The following is a 16,365-nucleotide window of genomic DNA, read 5'->3' as shown; positions in this document are numbered from 1 at the left end:
ATCAGCGCTTGCTGTACTGGGGCGCCTTGCGGGCCTTCTTGAGGCCGTACTTCTTGCGCTCGATGACGCGCGGGTCACGGGTGAGGAAGCCGGCCTTCTTCAGCGGCGGGCGGTCCTCCGAGTCGGCCTCGATGAGCGCACGCGCGATGGCCAGGCGCAGCGCACCGGCCTGACCCGAGGTGCCGCCACCCTTGAGGTTGGCGAAGATGTCGAACCGCTCGGTCTTCTCGACGGTGACCAGCGGCTCCCGGATCAGCTGCTGGTGCAGCTTGTTCGGGAAGTACTCCTCGAGCGCCTTGCCGTTGAGCCGGAAGGCACCGGAACCCGGCATCAGGCGGACGCGGACCACGGCCTCCTTGCGGCGGCCGACGGTCTGGATCGGCCGGTCGCCGTAGCCGGACGGGACCTCGGGCAGCGCACCGAAGTCGGCGTCGACCTCGGCGTCGTACTCGTCGGTGTACTCGGCGTCGGCGGTCTCGCCGGACTCCGCGACCTCGTCGGTGTCGGCGTTCTCGGTGACGTCGGCGGTCTCGTCGGCGTCGGCGTCGGTGGCGTCGGCGATCTCGGTGGCCTCGGCGTCGACCGCGGCCTCCTCGACGGCCTCGACGGCCTCGATGTCGGACTCGGGCTCGGGCGTGGTCACGGGCTGTCCCTCTTCTGGCGTGGTCACTGGGCGACCTGGGTGATCTCGAACGCGGCCGGCTGCTGCGCGGCGTGCGGGTGGTCCGGGCCGGCGTAGACCTTGAGCTTCTTGGCCATCGCCCGACCGAGGCGGTTCTTCGGCAGCATCCCCTTGATCGCCTTCTCGACGAGCCGGTCCGGGTGCTTCTCGATCATCTCGCCGACCGAGCGCTGCTTCAGGCCGCCCGGGAAACCGCTGTGGCGGTAGACGAACTTGTCGTCGCGCTTGGTGCCGGAGACCGCGATCTTCTCGGCGTTGATGATGACGACGAAGTCACCGGTGTCCATGTGCGGCGCGTAGGTCGGCTTGTGCTTGCCGCGCAGGAGGGTGGCGGCGTGCGTGGCGAGGCGGCCGAGCACCACGTCCGAAGCATCGATCACGTGCCAGGCGCGGTTGATCTCGCCGGGCTTGGGGCTGTACGTGGGCACGGACCTACCTCGTCGCTGTCGTCTGCTCGTGGGAGCTGCCTCTGGTGCGCGAGTGCGGCATGCTGGGGCGCCGGGCCCGGTGACCGAGCCCTGCGTGCCGTGGTGGCACGGCCGCGGGTGTCCACCCACCGCACATCGAAGAACGAGCGTACCCGCCGCCTCGGCGGAGGGTCAAAACGCCCCCCACCCAGGCCGCGTTCACCCGCCGGTGTCCCGCGCCGGGCTCCCGGCGCGGGACGCTCCGATCAGCGCCAGCGCGCCGCGTTGGCCTGCTCGACCTGGCGATAGCTCTCGTTCGCCGTGCCCAGCGCGACGCCGATCTGGGCGAGCACCGCAGCCAGGTCGCCTGCCGCCACGTCCCACTGCCTCTGCCGTTCCCGGTACTCCGTGGCGGCCTGCCCCTCCCACGACGCGACCAGCGGAGCGAGGAACCGCTTCAGCTCCTCGAGCTGCCCCGAGATGCGGGTGGCCGTGCCTCCGACGTCGCCCCGTGCCGCCTCGAGCGCCCCGAACGTGACCTTGATCTCGGACATTGTGCCCCCTCAGCCCAGAGCCGCGCGGATGGCGGACAGGTCACCGGAGTGCTGCTCCTCCTGCGCCTGGTAGCTCGCTCCCGAACCCTGGATCGCCTCGCCGATCCCCCGCAGGGCCTCGCCGAGCGCCTTGGCGTCCGCGTCCCAGCGGCCCATCAGCGCGAGGAACGCCGTGGAGGCATCCCCGCGCCACGCGCCGGCGAGCGGCCCGAGCCGCGCCCGCAACGTGGCCAGATCGGCCTGCACCGTGTCGTTCACCGCGAGCACGTGCTTGCCCGCACGCTGCATCTCCTCGACGCTCGTGCCGAACCCCTCGGCCATGCCGATCACCCCTGTCCGTGCGTATCGGGAACCTGACCCCGGCACGCTCGCACCGCTGGTGCACGCCGTGGGGCGGAACGCGGGAAAACGTGTGCAGGTGTGAACGCCCCCGGCGCAGCGAGCGCGTCAGGAACCCCGCACCGACCCGACGACGACGGCGCACGCCGCACCCACTGCCGCGGCACCCGCCGGCGTGTGCCGGCACCCCACGCTGAGCTGCGCGTCGCCGTCGAGGACGACGAACCAGTCCACGACGGTCCGCCCGTCCTCCTGCCGGTAGGAGGTGACTTCGCGGCCTGCGAACCGCGCGTCCGGGTCGTAGTCCGCGAGCGCCGAACCGCGCGACACAGCTGTGTCGAAGACCCCGCGCAGCTCCGCCCGCGCGCGCTCGGGTTCGGCCGAGGCGTCGTAGCCGAGCGGGGAGCGCTCGACCGCGATCAGGTCGCTGCCCTCGGGTGCGGACACCGGGGTGAGCAGCACGCGGCGCCGCTCCGGCAACCCACCGGTGTGCTCCCAGCCCGCAGGCAGGTCGAGCCGGTATCCGTACTGCACCAGCACACCCGCGGCCACCCCGGCACCAGCCGGTGGCGCGAGGAGCCGTCCGGCGACGAGCAGCAGGACGACGGCGCCCGCCACCGCGATCGTGCGCAGCGCGGCACGCAGCGGGCGGCGCCGCCGCGGCGGGAGCGGCGGGAGCCGGGACGCGACCGGCTCGGGCGCCTCGCCACGCTCGGGACGGAGCTCGCCGGCGCGTTCCGCAGGCACCCGCGCGCCGCGTTCGTGGCCGCTGCGGCGCACGTCGTGGCCCGCGGGCGGCGCGAGCGCCCCGAGCACGGCCGCGGCGTCCGGGCGCGGTGCGACCACGGCACCCGCGATCCCGGCGTCGTCGACCACACGGGCCAGCAGCGGGCTGCGGGCCACGCCGCCCACGAGCAGCACCGGCGCCGGACCGGCGCCCGCCAGCACATCGCGCAACGCGTCCACCGCGGCGCCGAGCGGGGCGGCGAGCACCCGGTCCAGGTCCGCCGCGGCGATCCCCTCGACGGCGGGCAGCAGCGACAGGGCCTCGCGCACCTCCCGGGCGCCGTTGCGGCCACCCATCCCGTGAGCCGCCAGCAACTCGTCCAGCACCCGGCCGCCCACCTCCGCCGTGGCGATGGCGCAGACGCTGCCGTCGACGGCCAGCAGGGCGGCCTCCGCACCGGAAGCCCCGACGTCGAGCACCGCGCCGCCACCGCGCCCGGCGGCGGCGAGCGGCGCCGCGACGGCCCGTACCCGCGCGGCCAGCCCGGCGTGCCGGCGCACCCACTCCGCAACGCGGTCGGGCGGCCACCGGCCGGGGTGGACGAGCACGAGCTCCTCCGGCGCGGGACCCACCAGCTCGGCGAGCAGCGCCGCGGTTCCGGGCCCGGGCGCCGGCAGCTCGGCGAGCAGCCACGGCGCGCCCTCGGCCGCGGCCCCGGCGACCCGGACCGTCGCCGCGCCCGCCTGCACGGCCACCCGGACCGGCGTGCCACTCACCGCCCGCCCCGAACCTGCCTCGGCGCCACCCGGTCATCCATCGGTCGGCGGCAGCCAGGCGAGCTGGATGCGGCGCGTGCCGCGGCGCCGGTCGACGAGCACCGCACGACCCGGCGGGCCGGGCGTCGGCTTCACCGCGCCGACGAGTGCGCCCTCGTCGGCGTCGCCGTTCATGACGATCCCCGTCGCGGCCAGCTCGCGCAGCCGGCCGAGGACCGGGTCGAACAGGGCGCGGGCGGCCCCGCCGCAACGCCGGGCGACGACGACGTGCAGCCCGACGTCCTTGGCCTGCGGCAGGAACTCGACGAGCGGGAGCAGCGGGTTCGGCGCCCCGCCGCCCGGGGCGACGAGGTCGTAGTCGTCGACGAGGACGAACACGTCGGGTCCGCTCCACCAGCTCCGTTCCCGCAGGGCCCGCGGAGTGACGTCGGGCCCGGGGAGCCGCCTGCGCAACGACGCCGCCACCTCCCCCGCGGCCGCGGCCGTGGCCTCGGCGGTGCTGGCGTAGCCGATGAGGTGCGTGGCAGGAACCGCACCGAGCAGGGTGCGGCGGTGGTCGACCACCACGATGCGTGCCCGCTCCGGCGCGTACCGGGCGGTGACGCCGTGTGCGAGGAGCCTCAGCAGCGCGGTCTTGCCGCTCTCGGCGTCGGCGAAGCACAGCAGGTGCGGCTCCGCGGCCAGGTCGAGCTCGACGCGTGCCAGGTGCTCCTCGTCGACGCCGAGCGGGACGCCCACCGCGTCCGGCGCCGGGGGCGGCAGCCGGTCGAGCGCCACGCACCCGGGCAGCAGCCGGACCGGGGCGAACCCGGGGCCCGGCCAGCCCGCTGCGATCGCACCGGCGAGGACGGACGGCTCGGCGGCGCCCGCGCTCAGGCGCGGAGCGGCGACGACCGCGGATGCGCCGTCCGCGGCGAGCCCGTGACCCGGACGGTCGGGGACGGCCGCGGCCCGGCGGCGGTCGACCTCGGACTCGGCAGCCTCCCCCAGCCGCAGCTCGATCCGCCCGCCCAGCAGGTCCTTCAGCGCCGGGCGCAGCTCGCTCCAGCGGGTGGCCGACACCGCGAGGTGCAGCCCGTAGGACAGGCCCTGCGCGGCCAGTGGCAGCAACCTGGCCTCGAGGTCGTCGAACTCGCCGCGCAGGACCAGGTACCCGTCGACGACGAGCAGCACGTCGGTGGTCGGCTCGCCGGGGAACGCGCCCGCCGCGCGCCGCGCCCGGAACTCCTCCACCGTGCCGATCCCGGCCTCGCCGAACAACCGCTCCCGGCGAGCGAGCACGGCGGCGAACTCCGCGACCACCCGCCGGACGAGATCGGGCTGCTGACGGCCGGCCACCGTGCCGACGTGCGGGAGGCCGGCGAGCGCCCCGAGCGCGCCACCGCCGAAGTCGAGGACGTGCACGCCGAGCTCGTCCGGGGTGCAGGTCAGGGCGAGCCCGAGCACGGTGGTCGCCAGCGCCGTCGACTTCCCGCTCCGAGGCGCGCCGACGACCGCCAGGTGCCCGGCCGCGCCGGCCAGGTCGACGACGAGTGCGTCCCGACGCTGCTGGTAGGGCCGGTCGACGACGCCCACCGGCACCTGCAGCGTGGGCCGCCGCGGCGCGGACAGCCCACGCCCGGGCACCTGGAGCACGGCCCCCAGCACGGCGTCGAGCGGGGGCGGGGCGTCCATCGGCGGGAGCCAGACCCGGTGGGCGGGCGGTCCGCTGCCGGCCATCGCGGCGATGACGGCCTCGAGGACGGTGGACTCGTCCTCGGGGGCGGCCTCGGGCGCGTCGGGCGGTGCGGCGGGCAGCGGCCGGACCCGGAACGGGTAGGCGCGGGGTCGGCCCTGTGGAGGCCGCGGCGGGAGGGCCGTGTCGGGCCCCGACACGTACGCGGCCCGGAACCGGACGAGCTCGCCGGTGCCGGTGGTCAGGAACGCCGAGCCGGGCGCGGACGGCAGCTGGTGCGCGTCGGGCACCCCGAGGACGGCGCGCGACTCGGCGGCCGAGAACGTGCGGAGCGCGATGCGGTAGGACAGGTGCGACTCGAGCCCGCGCAGCCGCCCCTCCTCCAGCCGCTGCGAGGCGAGCAGCAGGTGCAGCCCGAGCGAACGGCCCAGCCGCCCGATCGTGACGAGCAGGTCGATCAGCTCCGGCCGCTGTGCGAGCAGCTCGGAGAACTCGTCGACCACCACGAACAGCGCCGGGAGCGGCGGCAGGTCGGCGCCGGCCCGGCGGGCGGCGGCGTACTCCGCGACGCCCACGAGGTTGCCCGCCGCCCGCAGCGCCTCCTGGCGGCGCGTGATCTCCCCGGCGAGCGCGTCGGCCATGCGGTCGACGAGGCCGATCTCGTCGGCGAGGTTCGTGATCACCGCGGACACGTGCGGGAGGCCTCCGAGACCGAGGAACGTGGCCCCGCCCTTGAAGTCGACGAGGACGAGGTTCAGCTCCTCCGACGAGTGCGCGGCGGCCAGGCCGAGCACGAGCGTGCGCAGCAGCTCGCTCTTCCCCGAGCCGGTGGCGCCCACGCAGAGCCCGTGCGGGCCGCTGCCGCCCTGCGCCGCCTCCTTGAGGTCGAGCTCGACGACGCCGCCGTGCTCGTCGACGCCGATCGGGACCCGCAGCCGGTCGGCCTCCGAACGGGCCCGTGCCGCCCGCAGCGCGGCGAGCCCGTCGGGGCCGGGCCCGAGCCCGAGCAGCGCGGGGAGCCCGGTCGCGGACCGGCCCGGTTCCCCGGTGTCGGCCTCGTCGGTGCTGCGGTGGCGGGCCAGCCTGCGGGCGAGCGCCGTGGCCTCCGCCACCGTCAGCTCGTCGGGCCTGCCGATGTCGGCCGGCTGCTCGCCGCCGCGTTGCAGCCGGTCCGGTGCCACCAGCAGCCGTACCACCGAGGGCGCCGCGCGCCTTCCCGGCGGCGCCCCCACCCGCAGCACGGTGACGCCCGCGACGCCCGCCCACGGGCCCGGGCCCTCGGTCACGTCGTCGACGACCACCAGCAGGTGCGGCTCGCCCGGCCCTGGTCCGGTGGGGCGGCCGGTCAGCTCCCCGAGCCACCAACGACGCACGTCGTCGGCGTCGGCGGTGACCATCCGCAGCGGCCCGACGACGTCGCGCCGGCGCGGGTGCGCGGCGTGCGGGAGCCACTTCACCCACTCCCACTCGTGGGCGAGCGAGGGTGGCGCCACCACCGCGAGCAGCGCGTGGGCGGGTGCGTGCCACAGCGCGTACTGGGCGACGAGGGCGCGTGCGAGGCCGCGCACCCGGTCCAGCCCCGCCCCGCCCGCAGGTTCGAGCCACACCGTGCTGCTGGCCGGCAGCGACAGCGCCACCGGCAGGTCCGGGACGACCGCGTGCCCGCGCAGGAAGCGGCGCAGGGCGAGGGCGGCGATCGGTTCCAGGCCGTCCACCGGGCCGGTCTGCGGGGCCACCAGGCGGGTGGCGAGGCGCTGGGTGCCGCGCCCGACCCGCAGGTGGGCGAAGTCGGGGTCGGCGGGGCTGCGTTCCCACAACCGCCCGGCGGCGAGCACCGCGGGCCATGCGGCCGGGTCCGGGTGCGCCCACTCGAGCGCTGCCCGCTGCTCCGCCGCGATGGCGCGCACGCGCCCTCGCAGTACCGAGAGGTAGCGCAGGTAGTCGCGCCGGTCCTCGTCGGTGCCGGCCGCGCGGTTGCCCCCGCCGCGGCCCGCACCCGTGGCCACCATGCCCAGCGTGGAGACGGCGAACATCCCCGCGAACAACCACGACGTGGGGTTCTGCACGCCGAGCACCGCGACGAACCCCACCGAGCCGAGCAGCATCACGAACGGGAGCAGCCGGGCGAGCACACCCGGCGGGACCACGCGCTCGGGCTCCGGCGGCGGTTCCAGGACGAGCTCGCCGCCGGGCATCGGCGGTGGCACCCGACGCGCGCGCCCGGCTCCGACGACCGTCATCGCCCTCCCCCTGACACCGCCGATCCACTCCGACGAGATCTGCGGAACGGCCCCGCCGGGGCCACCGCCGCTGCGATGCTAGGCAGCCGACGGCCCGCGCCGAGGCCGTTCGGCAGAACTCGTCGCGTCCGGCGTCGCGGAGGGGGCCCATGCGCAGCGCAGCCCAGCAGGCGCAGTACTGCCGGCTCACGGTGCTGGCACCGGGTGCCCGGGTCGACGTCGCGCTGCCCGTCGATGTACCCGTCGCCGAGCTCGTTCCCATGCTGCTGGAACTGGTCGGGGAACCGTTGTTCGGGCTGCGGCCCGAGCCCTGGCGGCTGTCCGGCGCGGCGGGCGCGCCGCTCCCGCCCGGGGCCACGCTCGCCCAGCTCGGCGTCCCCGACGGCGAGCTCCTCCGGCTCGCGCCCGACGCCCCGCCACCCCCACCACCGGTGTTCGACGACCCGGTCGACGCGCTCGCGGCCTCGGCGGGCGGCGCGGGCACGCCGGACCGGCGGTTCGCCGCGGCCGCGGTGCTGGTGGTGGCGGCCGTCGCCGCCACGTTGCTCGCCACCGGGCCGGCCGACGGCGCCGCGCTGCGGGTGGCCGTCTCCGCGGTCGCGGGCGCCGCCCTGGTGCTCCTCGCCGCCCGGTTCGCCCGGCGAGCACGGGCATCCACGGGAGGTCCGGCACAGCTCGCGGCCCGTGCCGCGGCGCTCGCAGCGGTGCCGTTCACGGCGGCCGCGGGCTGGGCCGCGCTGCCCGCGGCGTCCCCGGCCGGACCGCTGCTGCTCGCCACCGCGGCGGCCGGCGTAGTGGCCGCCGTCGCGCAGCTCGCGCTGCGCGTGGTGGCACCTGCGCTGGTCGCCGTCGTGGTCGCCGCCGTGCCCGTGGGGTCGGGCGCGGTCGCGGTGCTGCGGTTCGCCGCTCCTCCCACCGCCGTCGCGGCCGCGGTGGCGGCGCTCATGGTCGTCGTCGGACCGCTCCTGCCGCGGGCCGCGCTGCGCCTGTCCGGGCTGCCGCGCCCGGTCGTGCCCGCCGACGGCTCCGAACTGGCCGACGCCGACGACGCTCCCGACCTCCTGCCGCCCGAGGAGTTCGCCGAGCGGTCCGACCTCGCCCGCGGCTACCTCGCCGGGCTCGTCGGCGGCTGTGCCGCGGTGGCGGCGGCGGGGGCGCTCGTGGCGGCCACCGACGGCGGCTGGGCAGGTCCCACCCTCGCCGCCGTCGTCGTCGCGGTCCTCGCCCTGCGCGCGCGTGGGTTCGCCGACGCAGCCCCCTCGCGCACCCTGCTCGGCAGCGCGGTCATCGGCCTGATCGGGCTCGCCGGGCTCGCACTCGCGCGCCCGGAGCCGCAGGCCCGGATCCTCGCGGTGGGTGTGTTGCTCGTGGTGGTGGTGCCGGGCCTGCTCGCCGTCGCCCGCAGCCGGCCGGCGGGTTCTCCGGTGTCGCGACGCGCGGTCGACCTGTTCGACGGGCTCCTCTGCGCGGCCACCGTCCCGCTCGCGTTCGCGGCGATGGACCTGTTCCGGCTCCTTCGCGGGCTGTAGAAACGTGATCGATCCGAGATCGGGTTCCGCCGTCACGGAGGGCCGCATCGGCGGACGTCCGGGCGATCATGGCGCCATGATCGTCGCGAGGTCCGGCTCGAGGCCCCGGCGGGGACGATCGGGTGGACCTCGCATCGATCATCGACGCGTCGGTGTCGCGGTCGGGCTGGCCGCGCTCGTCCTCGCGACCGCCGCTCCGCCGGCGGTGGCCGGTCCCGGTGGCCCCCCGGCGACCGTCACGGACGGGGCGAGCGCGCTGCCGGAGCCGCCGGGTCCGCCGCCGGTGCGGGGCATCCCGCCCGCGGGCCGGCCACCCACCGCGGCGGACGGGCTGCGGGCACCCGCGCGGTGCACTCCCCCGCGCGCCGACACCCCGCCCACTGCGGTGGCTGCGGGAGCCGGGGGGCTCCCGCCGGCCGCGGTGCACCGGCTCGCCACCGGACGGGGTCAGCTCGTCGCCGTGATCGACACGGGGGTGGCACCGCATCCGCTCCTGGGCCCCCGGCTGCGCGGTGGCGGCGACTACCTCACCGGGGGCGACGGCCTCGACGACTGCGACGGGCACGGCACCGCCGTGGCGGGCCTGGTGGCGGCCGCGGCACCACCGGACGAGCACTCGGGCCCGCCGATCGGGATCGCTCCCGACGCCGGGCTGCTCGCGATCCGGCAGTCCAGTCCGTCGTTCGACGTGCCCGCGCCGGACGGGAGCCGTCGCCCGGCCGGTGACACCAACACCCTCGCCGACGCCGTGGTGCTCGCGGTCCGCGCGGGCGCCGACGTCGTGAACATCTCCGAGGCCGTCTGCCTACCGGCGCAACGGGCGGCCGAGGCAGGAGCGGCGCTGCACACCGCGCTGCGGTTCGCGGCCCGTGCCGACGTGGTGGTGGTCGCCGCAGCGGGCAACATCGGCACCGGTTCCTGTGCCATGGACGTTCCCGGCCAGGTCGCCCTGCCGGGGTGGTTCGACCACGACGTGCTCACCGTCGGCGCCGTCACCCCCACCGACGCCCCGGCCCCGTTCACGATGCCCGGCCCGTGGGTCGACGTGGCCGCCCCGGGCACGGGCCTGCGCTCGCTGGCGGTCGGCGGCGGCACCGTCGGGGGTCTCGACGGCACGAGCTTCGCAGCCCCGTGGGTGGCCGGTGTGGCCGCGCTCGTGCGCGAGCGGTTCCCCGAGCTGACCGCGGCCCAGGTCGTGGACCGCATCCTCGCCACGGCCCGCCCGCATCCGGACCGCAGCGACGCGCTCGGCCACGGCGTCGTCGACCCGCTCGCGGCGCTGACGACCCTCCCTGCCCGGCTCACCCCCGCACCCCCACCCGAGGCCGCGGCCGGCGCGGTGATGGCGGCACTGCCGGGCACCGACCCCCGGTCCGACTCACCGGCACCGGCCCTGCGACCCGTCGGCCTGCTGGCCGCCGGCGCCCTGCTCGCCGCGGCCGGCCTGACCGCCGCGGTCCTACGGCGCCGTGCCCGCCCGGGCTGAAGCCCCCCGAGGGCACCCGCTGACCACACCGGTCACCGCGACAGGACGTCCACCACCCGGTCCGCTGCGGCGGCGTCGAGGGTGGGACCTGTGGGCAGCAGCCGCAGGGCCGCCTCCGGTGCGGGCTCGGCGGCGGTGATCCCGAGCGCGGCGGCGGTGGCGTCACCGGCCACGCGGTGGGCCACGCCGGTGGCGGACACCAGCCAGAGCGCGCCACCGGGGTCGGGGCCGGCATCCGGGGTGGCGCGCACGGCGCCACCCGGGCCGACGGCCACGGCATCGACCCGCTCACCGGGCCCGTCGGCCTGTGCGAGCGCCACCGGCGACCACTTCCCGGCGGGCACCGCCGGGCCGGTCCACACCCCGCCCCCGGTACCGGGCGCACCCCACGTCCGGCAGACGACGGGCGCTTCCGCGGCCTCCCGCACCCGCGGCGCGCCCGCGGGCCAACCGCCGACGGCGAGCTCGTCGACGACCGCGGCGCCGGCGAGCTCCCCGGCCCCGACCGGGGTGGCCTGCGCCTGCCCCGACGCCACCCGCAGCAGCTCGGCCGGGAGTGCCGGCACCTCCTGCAGCCCGCCGGCGAGCACGACGTAATGCTGCACCCGGCCGCCGACCGGGTGCGCCACGAGCACGTCCCCGATCCGCCCGGGCAGGTCGCCGGGAGCCGGCTCACCCCGGCCCGCCACCACGGGTGTGACGAGCGGCGGCCCCTCGGGCAGCACCGTCAGCAGGGCGGGTGCCGCTTCCCGCGGGACGCGCCCGGTGAGCCCGAACGCGGCGACGAGCCGGCCGTCACCGACGTCGACGCGGTGCCGCTGCCCCGCCGTGACCAGCCACGTGTTCCCGTCGGGGCCGACGAGCAGCACACCGTCCCCGGCAGCCGCCGCCGCGATCGGAGCCGTCCCCCCGAGCACCGTGGTGGCGCTCAGCGCACCCTCGGGTGTGACCGTGTCGCACACCGCCCAGTGCGGCGGGACCGGGGGGCCGCCCGGCCGGACGGCCAGCGCACCCGGCACGGCGGCCGTGGGCGTGCGCGGCGCCCCGTCGAGCGCGGAGTCCGCGACGGTGACGGGTGTGGCCTCGGCCGGGTGGGCGTCCGTGCTCCCGCCGGCCCGCAGCGCCGCCAGCACCAGCCGGGCAGCGGGCAGGTTCGCCACCGGGACGAGACGGTCCGGCCCGTGCGCCACCACGTACATCGCTCCCGATTCAGCACCGATGACCACGGCCTGCCGGGTCCAGTCCGGGCGCGGGACCACGGCGGCGAGCACCGCGGCGACGCACAGTCCGAGCACGACGCCGGCGAGTGCGGCCCGGCGCTGCGAGCGGATCTGCTCGTGCATCGGCACGGGATCGCCGCGCACCAGCGCCGCCTCGAGCCGCCGCAGGCCGAAGCGGTAGGCATCCGCCTGGTCGCGGGTGGCGGGAGCCCGCACGCCGTTCGCTGAGGGCACGTGCCGACGGTAACGACGCGCCCGCTCCGTCGTGGGCGTTCGGCGGATCCCACCGAGGATTCACCGGCGCTGACCCCACCTCGGGGCACGAGCCGGCGCGCACCCGCCGCCCGGAACCGGCCCAGGCTCGCTGGATCTCGGGACGATCAACCGAGTACCGCTAGTCGTTGCCGCCCACCGAGATCGCGTCCAAGCGCTCCCGCAGGAACGGTGCGGAGACGACCGGCGGCAGGTCCCCCTGCCGCCCGAGGGGCGGTGCGAGCGGTGTGACCAGCGCGTCGTGGTCGAGCTCGAAGAAGAACACGAGCGAGATCAGCTCTTCGTGCGGTGCGTCCGGCTGCGGTGGGAGCACCCGGTGCCGACCGGAGCGCCAGCGCAATCCGGTCCAGTGTGCGAGCAGGTCGCCGATGTTCACGGTCAACGCTGCGGGCTCGTACGGCGCGTCGGACCAACCCGCGCCGTCGACGTCGACCTGCAATCCGCCGGCGCCCGGCTCCCGGTCGAGCACGGTGACCGTGCCGAAGTCCGTGTGCGCGCCGATGCGGAACTGCCCCGGCGCGGGCGCGCCCACCTCGGTGAGCGGCGGGTACCGGTTGATGTTGAACGTCCAGGTGGGGTGCCCGGCGAGCGCCGTGAGGGCGTCGCGCGGCAGGCCGAGCGCGTCGGCGCACAGTTCCAGCAGCTCCCGCGACACCGCGGTCATCGCCCCGACGTAGCGCTGCACGGCCGCCTGCAGCTCCGGTACCTCGGCCGGCCAGACGTTCGGCGGGAACCACACCGCGTCGACCGCGGCGTCGCCGGTGGGTGTCTCGGGCCCGACGGCGAACGACTCCTTGAGGTCCGGCGGTGTCTCGGCGCCCTCGACGTTGCCGTTGGCCTCGACGCCGGGCGCGAGCCAGCCCCGGCCCCCGATCCGCACCGCGTAGCGCTGCTTGACCTCGGCGGGCAGCGCGAAGAACCGCCGCGCCGCCGCGCGCACCTCGGCGCGCAGTGCGTCGTCGACGCCGTGCCCGGCGGCCAGCAGGAAGCCGGCCCTTTGCAGGGCGGCGTCGACCGTCGGGCCGGTCGTCGGGTCGCCGGCGCGCCACGCCGCCAGGTCGATCGAGGGGATCATGAGTGGACCTCTCCGATGTCCTCGTACCAGAGCTCGGGCCGGGCGGCGATGAAGTCGGCCATGAGCGCGGCGCAGCGCTCGTCGTCGAGCACCGTGACGGCGACGCCGTGTTCGGCAAGCCAGTCGTGACCGCCGGAGAACGTGCTCGCCTCGCCGACGACGAGCGTGCCGATCCCGAACTGGCGCACCAGTCCCGAGCAGTACCAGCACGGGGAGAGCGTCGTGACCATCACCGTGCTGCGGTAGTCGCGCTGCCGCCCGGCGGCGCGGAACGCCGCGGTCTCGGCGTGCGTCGACGGGTCGTCGTCCTGCACGCGCCGGTTGTGCCCGCGGCCGAGCAGCGTGCCGTCGGCGGCGAAGAGCGCCGCCCCGATCGGGATGCCGCCCTCGTCGAGGCCGCTGCGGGCCTCCTCGAGGGCGGTGTCGAGCAACGTGCCGGGGTCGAGAGCCACGGACATCACTCTGCGGGTCCCGCCGGGCGTGCCGCAACCCGCCGGAACAGCAGCGCGTAGACGAGCGCCGCGAGCACGAACCCGACGAGGAACGTCACGTCGCCGACGCCGGGCACCAGGCGCGGGACGAGCCCGGTGAACAGGACCTGGTTGGAGAACAGCGGCACGGAGACCACGATGCCCACCACGAGGGCCACCAGCCCCGCGTGGTTGCGGTGCGCGCGGTCGTAGAGCAGCTCGGCCGGCAGCCGCCCGCGCCGCAGGTACTGGTCGGTGAGCACGACACCGAGCCACGGCCCGATCCAGTACACGATGACGAGCAGGAACGCCTCGTAGCTGTGCGCGGCGTCGCCGAGCGCGAGCACCGCGATCACGAATCCGACCACGCCGAACGCGAGCGCCACCACGGCGCGCGCCCAGCGCAGCGGCACGTCCACGCCCGCGCTGAGGAAGGCCATCGCGCCCGAGTAGACGTTCAGCACGTTGGCGGCCACGGCGCCGAGCGCGATCGCGAGCAGCGTCAGCGCCGCGAGCGCGCCGGGCAGCACGCCGACGAACGCGGTGGCCGGGTTGTCCGACACGATCCCGGCCGCGGCCGTGGCACTCACCGACGCAGCGCCGACGATCATCAGCACGCTCGTCGAGCCGAAGAGACCGAGCCCGGCCGCCAGCCCGGTGCGCAGGCGCGAGGAGTCGGCCGGCAGGTAGCGGGCGTAGTCGGCCGCGTACGGGGTCCAGCCCGCGGTGTAGCCGACGACCGCGCCGACGGTGAGCAGGAACCCGCCGACGCCGCCGGTACCACCGCCCTCGGGCAGGAAGCCCGGGTCGGACTGCGCGAGCACGATCGCCGCGCCGATCGCGAACACGACAGCGAGCACCGGGAACGCGAACCTCTCGAACGCCTGCACGAGGTTGTGCCCGACGAACGCGACGCCGATCTGCACCAGCACGACCACGACCAGGCAGGCCGCCGCGGGGACCCCGGTCAACGCGTCGAGCGCGAACGCGGCGCTCACGCTGTTCACGGCGAACCAGCCGAACCCGGAGGTGATCGTCATCAGGGCGGCGGGCGCGGCGTTTCCCCGGTAACCGAACGCGAGCCGGCCGAGCACCATCTGCGGCACCCCGGCCGCCGGTGCGCGGGCCGACAGCAGGGCGTGCGCCAGCGCGGAGATCGCGTTCCCGAGCAGGACCGCCGCGACGGCCTGCGGGAACGTCAGCCCGAACGCCGACACCGACAGCACACCGACGAAGATCGTGGCGAACTCGAGGTTGGGCGACGTCCAGGTCCAGAACAGCTGACGGGGCCTGCCGTGCCGCTCGGCGGCGGGGATCGGTTCGTTGCCGCCCGGCTCGACCGCAACCACGCGGTCGCCGTACGCGCGATCCTGCGAGACCTCGGCAGGCGAGGGATCGGCAGGCGAGGGATCGGCGCTCACGCCACCACCCTCGGGGACCGTCGCCCGCCAGGGCAACGGGAGGCGAAAATAGTTAACGTCGATGTTCGTTGCGGCACTCGACCGTGAGGTCCAGGGCCCGCAGCACCGCCTGCATCTGCTCGGCCGCCGTGCGGCCCCGACGCTCCCGCAGCTGCACGACGGCGCAGTCGACCTGCTCCGGCGAGACCGTTCGCGCCGCGACGGGGGGCTCCGCGCGCACCTCGTCGCACCCGGTCTCGACGGCCGGGTACCGGCCGTCGGCATTGCGGAGGGGGTCGTCCAGCCGTACGTCTGGCGTCGCGGTCACGGCGTCTCCGTTCGGTCGTCGCGCAAGGGGAGCTGCTCCGCTCATCGGGTGAAGCAGAGCGGGCCGGGGTAACGGTACGTGTTTCGGGCCTTCGTGTGAATTGCGCGCAGGTGAACAGGTCCGTCGACAGGGGCCGCACCAGCGCATTCGTGCCCGAACTGGGCTCTCGGAAGTCAGGCGGGCGGGACGCGGAGACGCCGGGTGGCGTTCGCCCGGGCGGCGAGCTCGGGCACGGACGGGTAGTCGACCGCCGCCAGCGTCAGGCCGTGGGCCGGCGCCACCGGAACCTCGCTCGCCCGCTCGGTGCGATGCAGGAGCGCACCGGGCCACTCCACCCCGCGCCGACCCCTCCCGACGTCGAGCAGGGCCCCCACGAGGCTGCGGACCATCGAGTGGCAGAAGGCGTCGGCCGACACGGCTGCCTCCACGACGCCGTCGTCGCCGCGGGTCCAGGTCAGCTCCTGCAGCCCTCGCACCGTCGTGGCGCCCTCCCGCCGCTTGCAGTACGCGGCGAAGTCGTGCTCGCCGAGCAGGCCGTCGGAGGCGGCGCGCACGGCGTCGAGATCGAGCGGGAACGGCCACGAGAGCGTGTCGCGGGCGCGCAGCGGATCGGCCCCGTACGGCGCCGTGGCCACCCGGTAGCGGTAGTGGCGCCGCAGGGCCGAGAAGCGGGCGTCGAAGGCGTCCGGCACCGGCGTGACCGCCCGCACCCGCACGTCGGGCGGCAGCAGCCGGGCCAGCCTGCGCACCAGCCACACCGCGTCCAGCCCGGCGTGCAGGTCGGCGTGGGCGACCTGGCCGGTGGCGTGCACGCCGGCGTCGGTGCGTCCTGCCACGGTCAACGCGACCGGGGTGCGCAACACCGTGCCCAGAGCGCCCTCGAGCGCCCCGCAGACCGTCCGGCGGCCGGGCTGACGAGCCCACCCGGAGAACTCGGTGCCGTCATAGGCGATGTCGAGCCGGAACCGCGACGTCGGCTCCGGAACGCCGTCGAGCCCGCCGTCCGGATGGGCGGCGGGCTCGACGGGATGGTGCGTTCCCGCGATCAGGACTCCTCGGAGGAGGCGTCCTCACGCTGGGAGGCGGGCAGCTGGAACCCGGCGGCCTCGGCGGCCTCCGGGGTGGCGAACCAGACCTCGGCCACGGTGCGGTCGTAGTGCGACGACCCGGGAACGTGGTACAGC

At 76.5% G+C, this 16,365-nt stretch carries 14 protein-coding genes; 2 read left to right on the top strand and 12 right to left on the bottom strand.

Annotation, left to right across the window (positions count from 1 at the left end; all coding sequences use genetic code 11):
• Position 1 precedes the first annotated feature (1 nt).
• The 6 genes from rpsI to eccCa form a co-directional block, all read right to left on the bottom strand.
• On the bottom strand, positions 2 to 643 hold the full coding sequence (gene rpsI / locus CFP66_RS49275; RefSeq protein ID WP_233159573.1) for a 30S ribosomal protein S9: 642 nt from the start codon (positions 641 to 643) through the stop codon (positions 2 to 4).
• Between the two features lie 23 nt (positions 644 to 666).
• Positions 667 to 1,110: a 50S ribosomal protein L13 gene (gene rplM / locus CFP66_RS20755; protein ID WP_094926778.1), complete on the bottom strand. Its 444-nt coding sequence runs from the start codon at positions 1,108 to 1,110 to the stop codon at positions 667 to 669.
• Positions 1,111 to 1,355: 245 nt separating this feature from the next.
• On the bottom strand, positions 1,356 to 1,643 hold the full coding sequence (locus CFP66_RS20750; RefSeq protein ID WP_094926777.1) for a WXG100 family type VII secretion target: 288 nt from the start codon (positions 1,641 to 1,643) through the stop codon (positions 1,356 to 1,358).
• 9 nt (positions 1,644 to 1,652) lie between these two features.
• On the bottom strand, positions 1,653 to 1,964 hold the full coding sequence (locus CFP66_RS20745) for a WXG100 family type VII secretion target (RefSeq protein ID WP_198961567.1): 312 nt from the start codon (positions 1,962 to 1,964) through the stop codon (positions 1,653 to 1,655).
• A gap of 126 nt (positions 1,965 to 2,090) precedes the next feature.
• Complete coding sequence (locus tag CFP66_RS20740; protein ID WP_143517321.1) at positions 2,091 to 3,485, bottom strand: type VII secretion-associated protein; 1,395 nt, start codon at positions 3,483 to 3,485, stop codon at positions 2,091 to 2,093.
• Between the two features lie 33 nt (positions 3,486 to 3,518).
• The gene (gene eccCa, locus CFP66_RS20735; protein ID WP_094926774.1) at positions 3,519 to 7,400 is read right to left on the bottom strand and encodes a type VII secretion protein EccCa; all 3,882 of its coding nucleotides are present in this window, start codon (positions 7,398 to 7,400) and stop codon (positions 3,519 to 3,521) included.
• A gap of 149 nt (positions 7,401 to 7,549) precedes the next feature.
• Between eccCa and eccD the strand changes: the two genes are divergently transcribed.
• Together eccD and mycP are read left to right on the top strand one after the other, a co-directional pair.
• Positions 7,550 to 8,929 carry a type VII secretion integral membrane protein EccD gene (gene eccD, locus CFP66_RS20730; protein ID WP_094926772.1) on the top strand — a complete coding sequence of 460 codons (1,380 nt, stop codon included), beginning with the start codon at positions 7,550 to 7,552 and terminating at the stop codon, positions 8,927 to 8,929.
• Positions 8,930 to 9,005: 76 nt separating this feature from the next.
• Positions 9,006 to 10,415, top strand: a complete 1,410-nt coding sequence (gene mycP / locus CFP66_RS20725; protein WP_143517320.1) for a type VII secretion-associated serine protease mycosin — start codon at positions 9,006 to 9,008, stop codon at positions 10,413 to 10,415.
• Positions 10,416 to 10,447: 32 nt separating this feature from the next.
• Here mycP and eccB read toward each other — a convergent pair whose 3' ends face one another.
• The 6 genes from eccB to truA all read right to left on the bottom strand — a co-directional run bounded on the left by eccB (position 10,448) and on the right by truA (position 16,134).
• Complete coding sequence (gene eccB / locus CFP66_RS20720; RefSeq protein ID WP_158228159.1) at positions 10,448 to 11,869, bottom strand: type VII secretion protein EccB; 1,422 nt, start codon at positions 11,867 to 11,869, stop codon at positions 10,448 to 10,450.
• A 160-nt stretch (positions 11,870 to 12,029) separates the two neighbouring features.
• Positions 12,030 to 12,983: an isopenicillin N synthase family oxygenase gene (locus tag CFP66_RS20715; RefSeq protein WP_094926766.1), complete on the bottom strand. Its 954-nt coding sequence runs from the start codon at positions 12,981 to 12,983 to the stop codon at positions 12,030 to 12,032.
• Positions 12,980 to 13,441, bottom strand: a complete 462-nt coding sequence (locus CFP66_RS20710; RefSeq protein ID WP_094926840.1) for a nucleoside deaminase — start codon at positions 13,439 to 13,441, stop codon at positions 12,980 to 12,982. Before CFP66_RS20710 ends, CFP66_RS20715 begins: the two co-directional genes overlap by 4 nt.
• Entirely contained in the window at positions 13,441 to 14,874 is a 1,434-nt protein-coding gene (locus tag CFP66_RS20705; protein ID WP_233159572.1) for a cytosine permease, read from the bottom strand. The genes CFP66_RS20710 and CFP66_RS20705 overlap by 1 nt, the downstream gene beginning before the upstream one ends.
• Positions 14,875 to 14,926: 52 nt before the next feature.
• Positions 14,927 to 15,181 (bottom strand): hypothetical protein, encoded by a 255-nt coding sequence (locus CFP66_RS49270; protein WP_233159571.1) that lies wholly within the window; start codon positions 15,179 to 15,181, stop codon positions 14,927 to 14,929.
• Positions 15,182 to 15,354: 173 nt separating this feature from the next.
• Positions 15,355 to 16,134, bottom strand: coding sequence for a tRNA pseudouridine(38-40) synthase TruA (gene truA / locus CFP66_RS20700; RefSeq protein ID WP_233159589.1), 780 nt, complete (start codon positions 16,132 to 16,134; stop codon positions 15,355 to 15,357).
• Positions 16,135 to 16,365 lie beyond the last annotated feature (231 nt).

Source organism: Pseudonocardia sp. MH-G8, from assembly GCF_002262885.1.
Classification (GTDB): Bacteria; Actinomycetota; Actinomycetes; order Mycobacteriales; family Pseudonocardiaceae; genus Pseudonocardia.
Note: the sequence above shows the minus strand (reverse complement) of the source record. Positions and strands in the feature narration are given on the sequence as shown.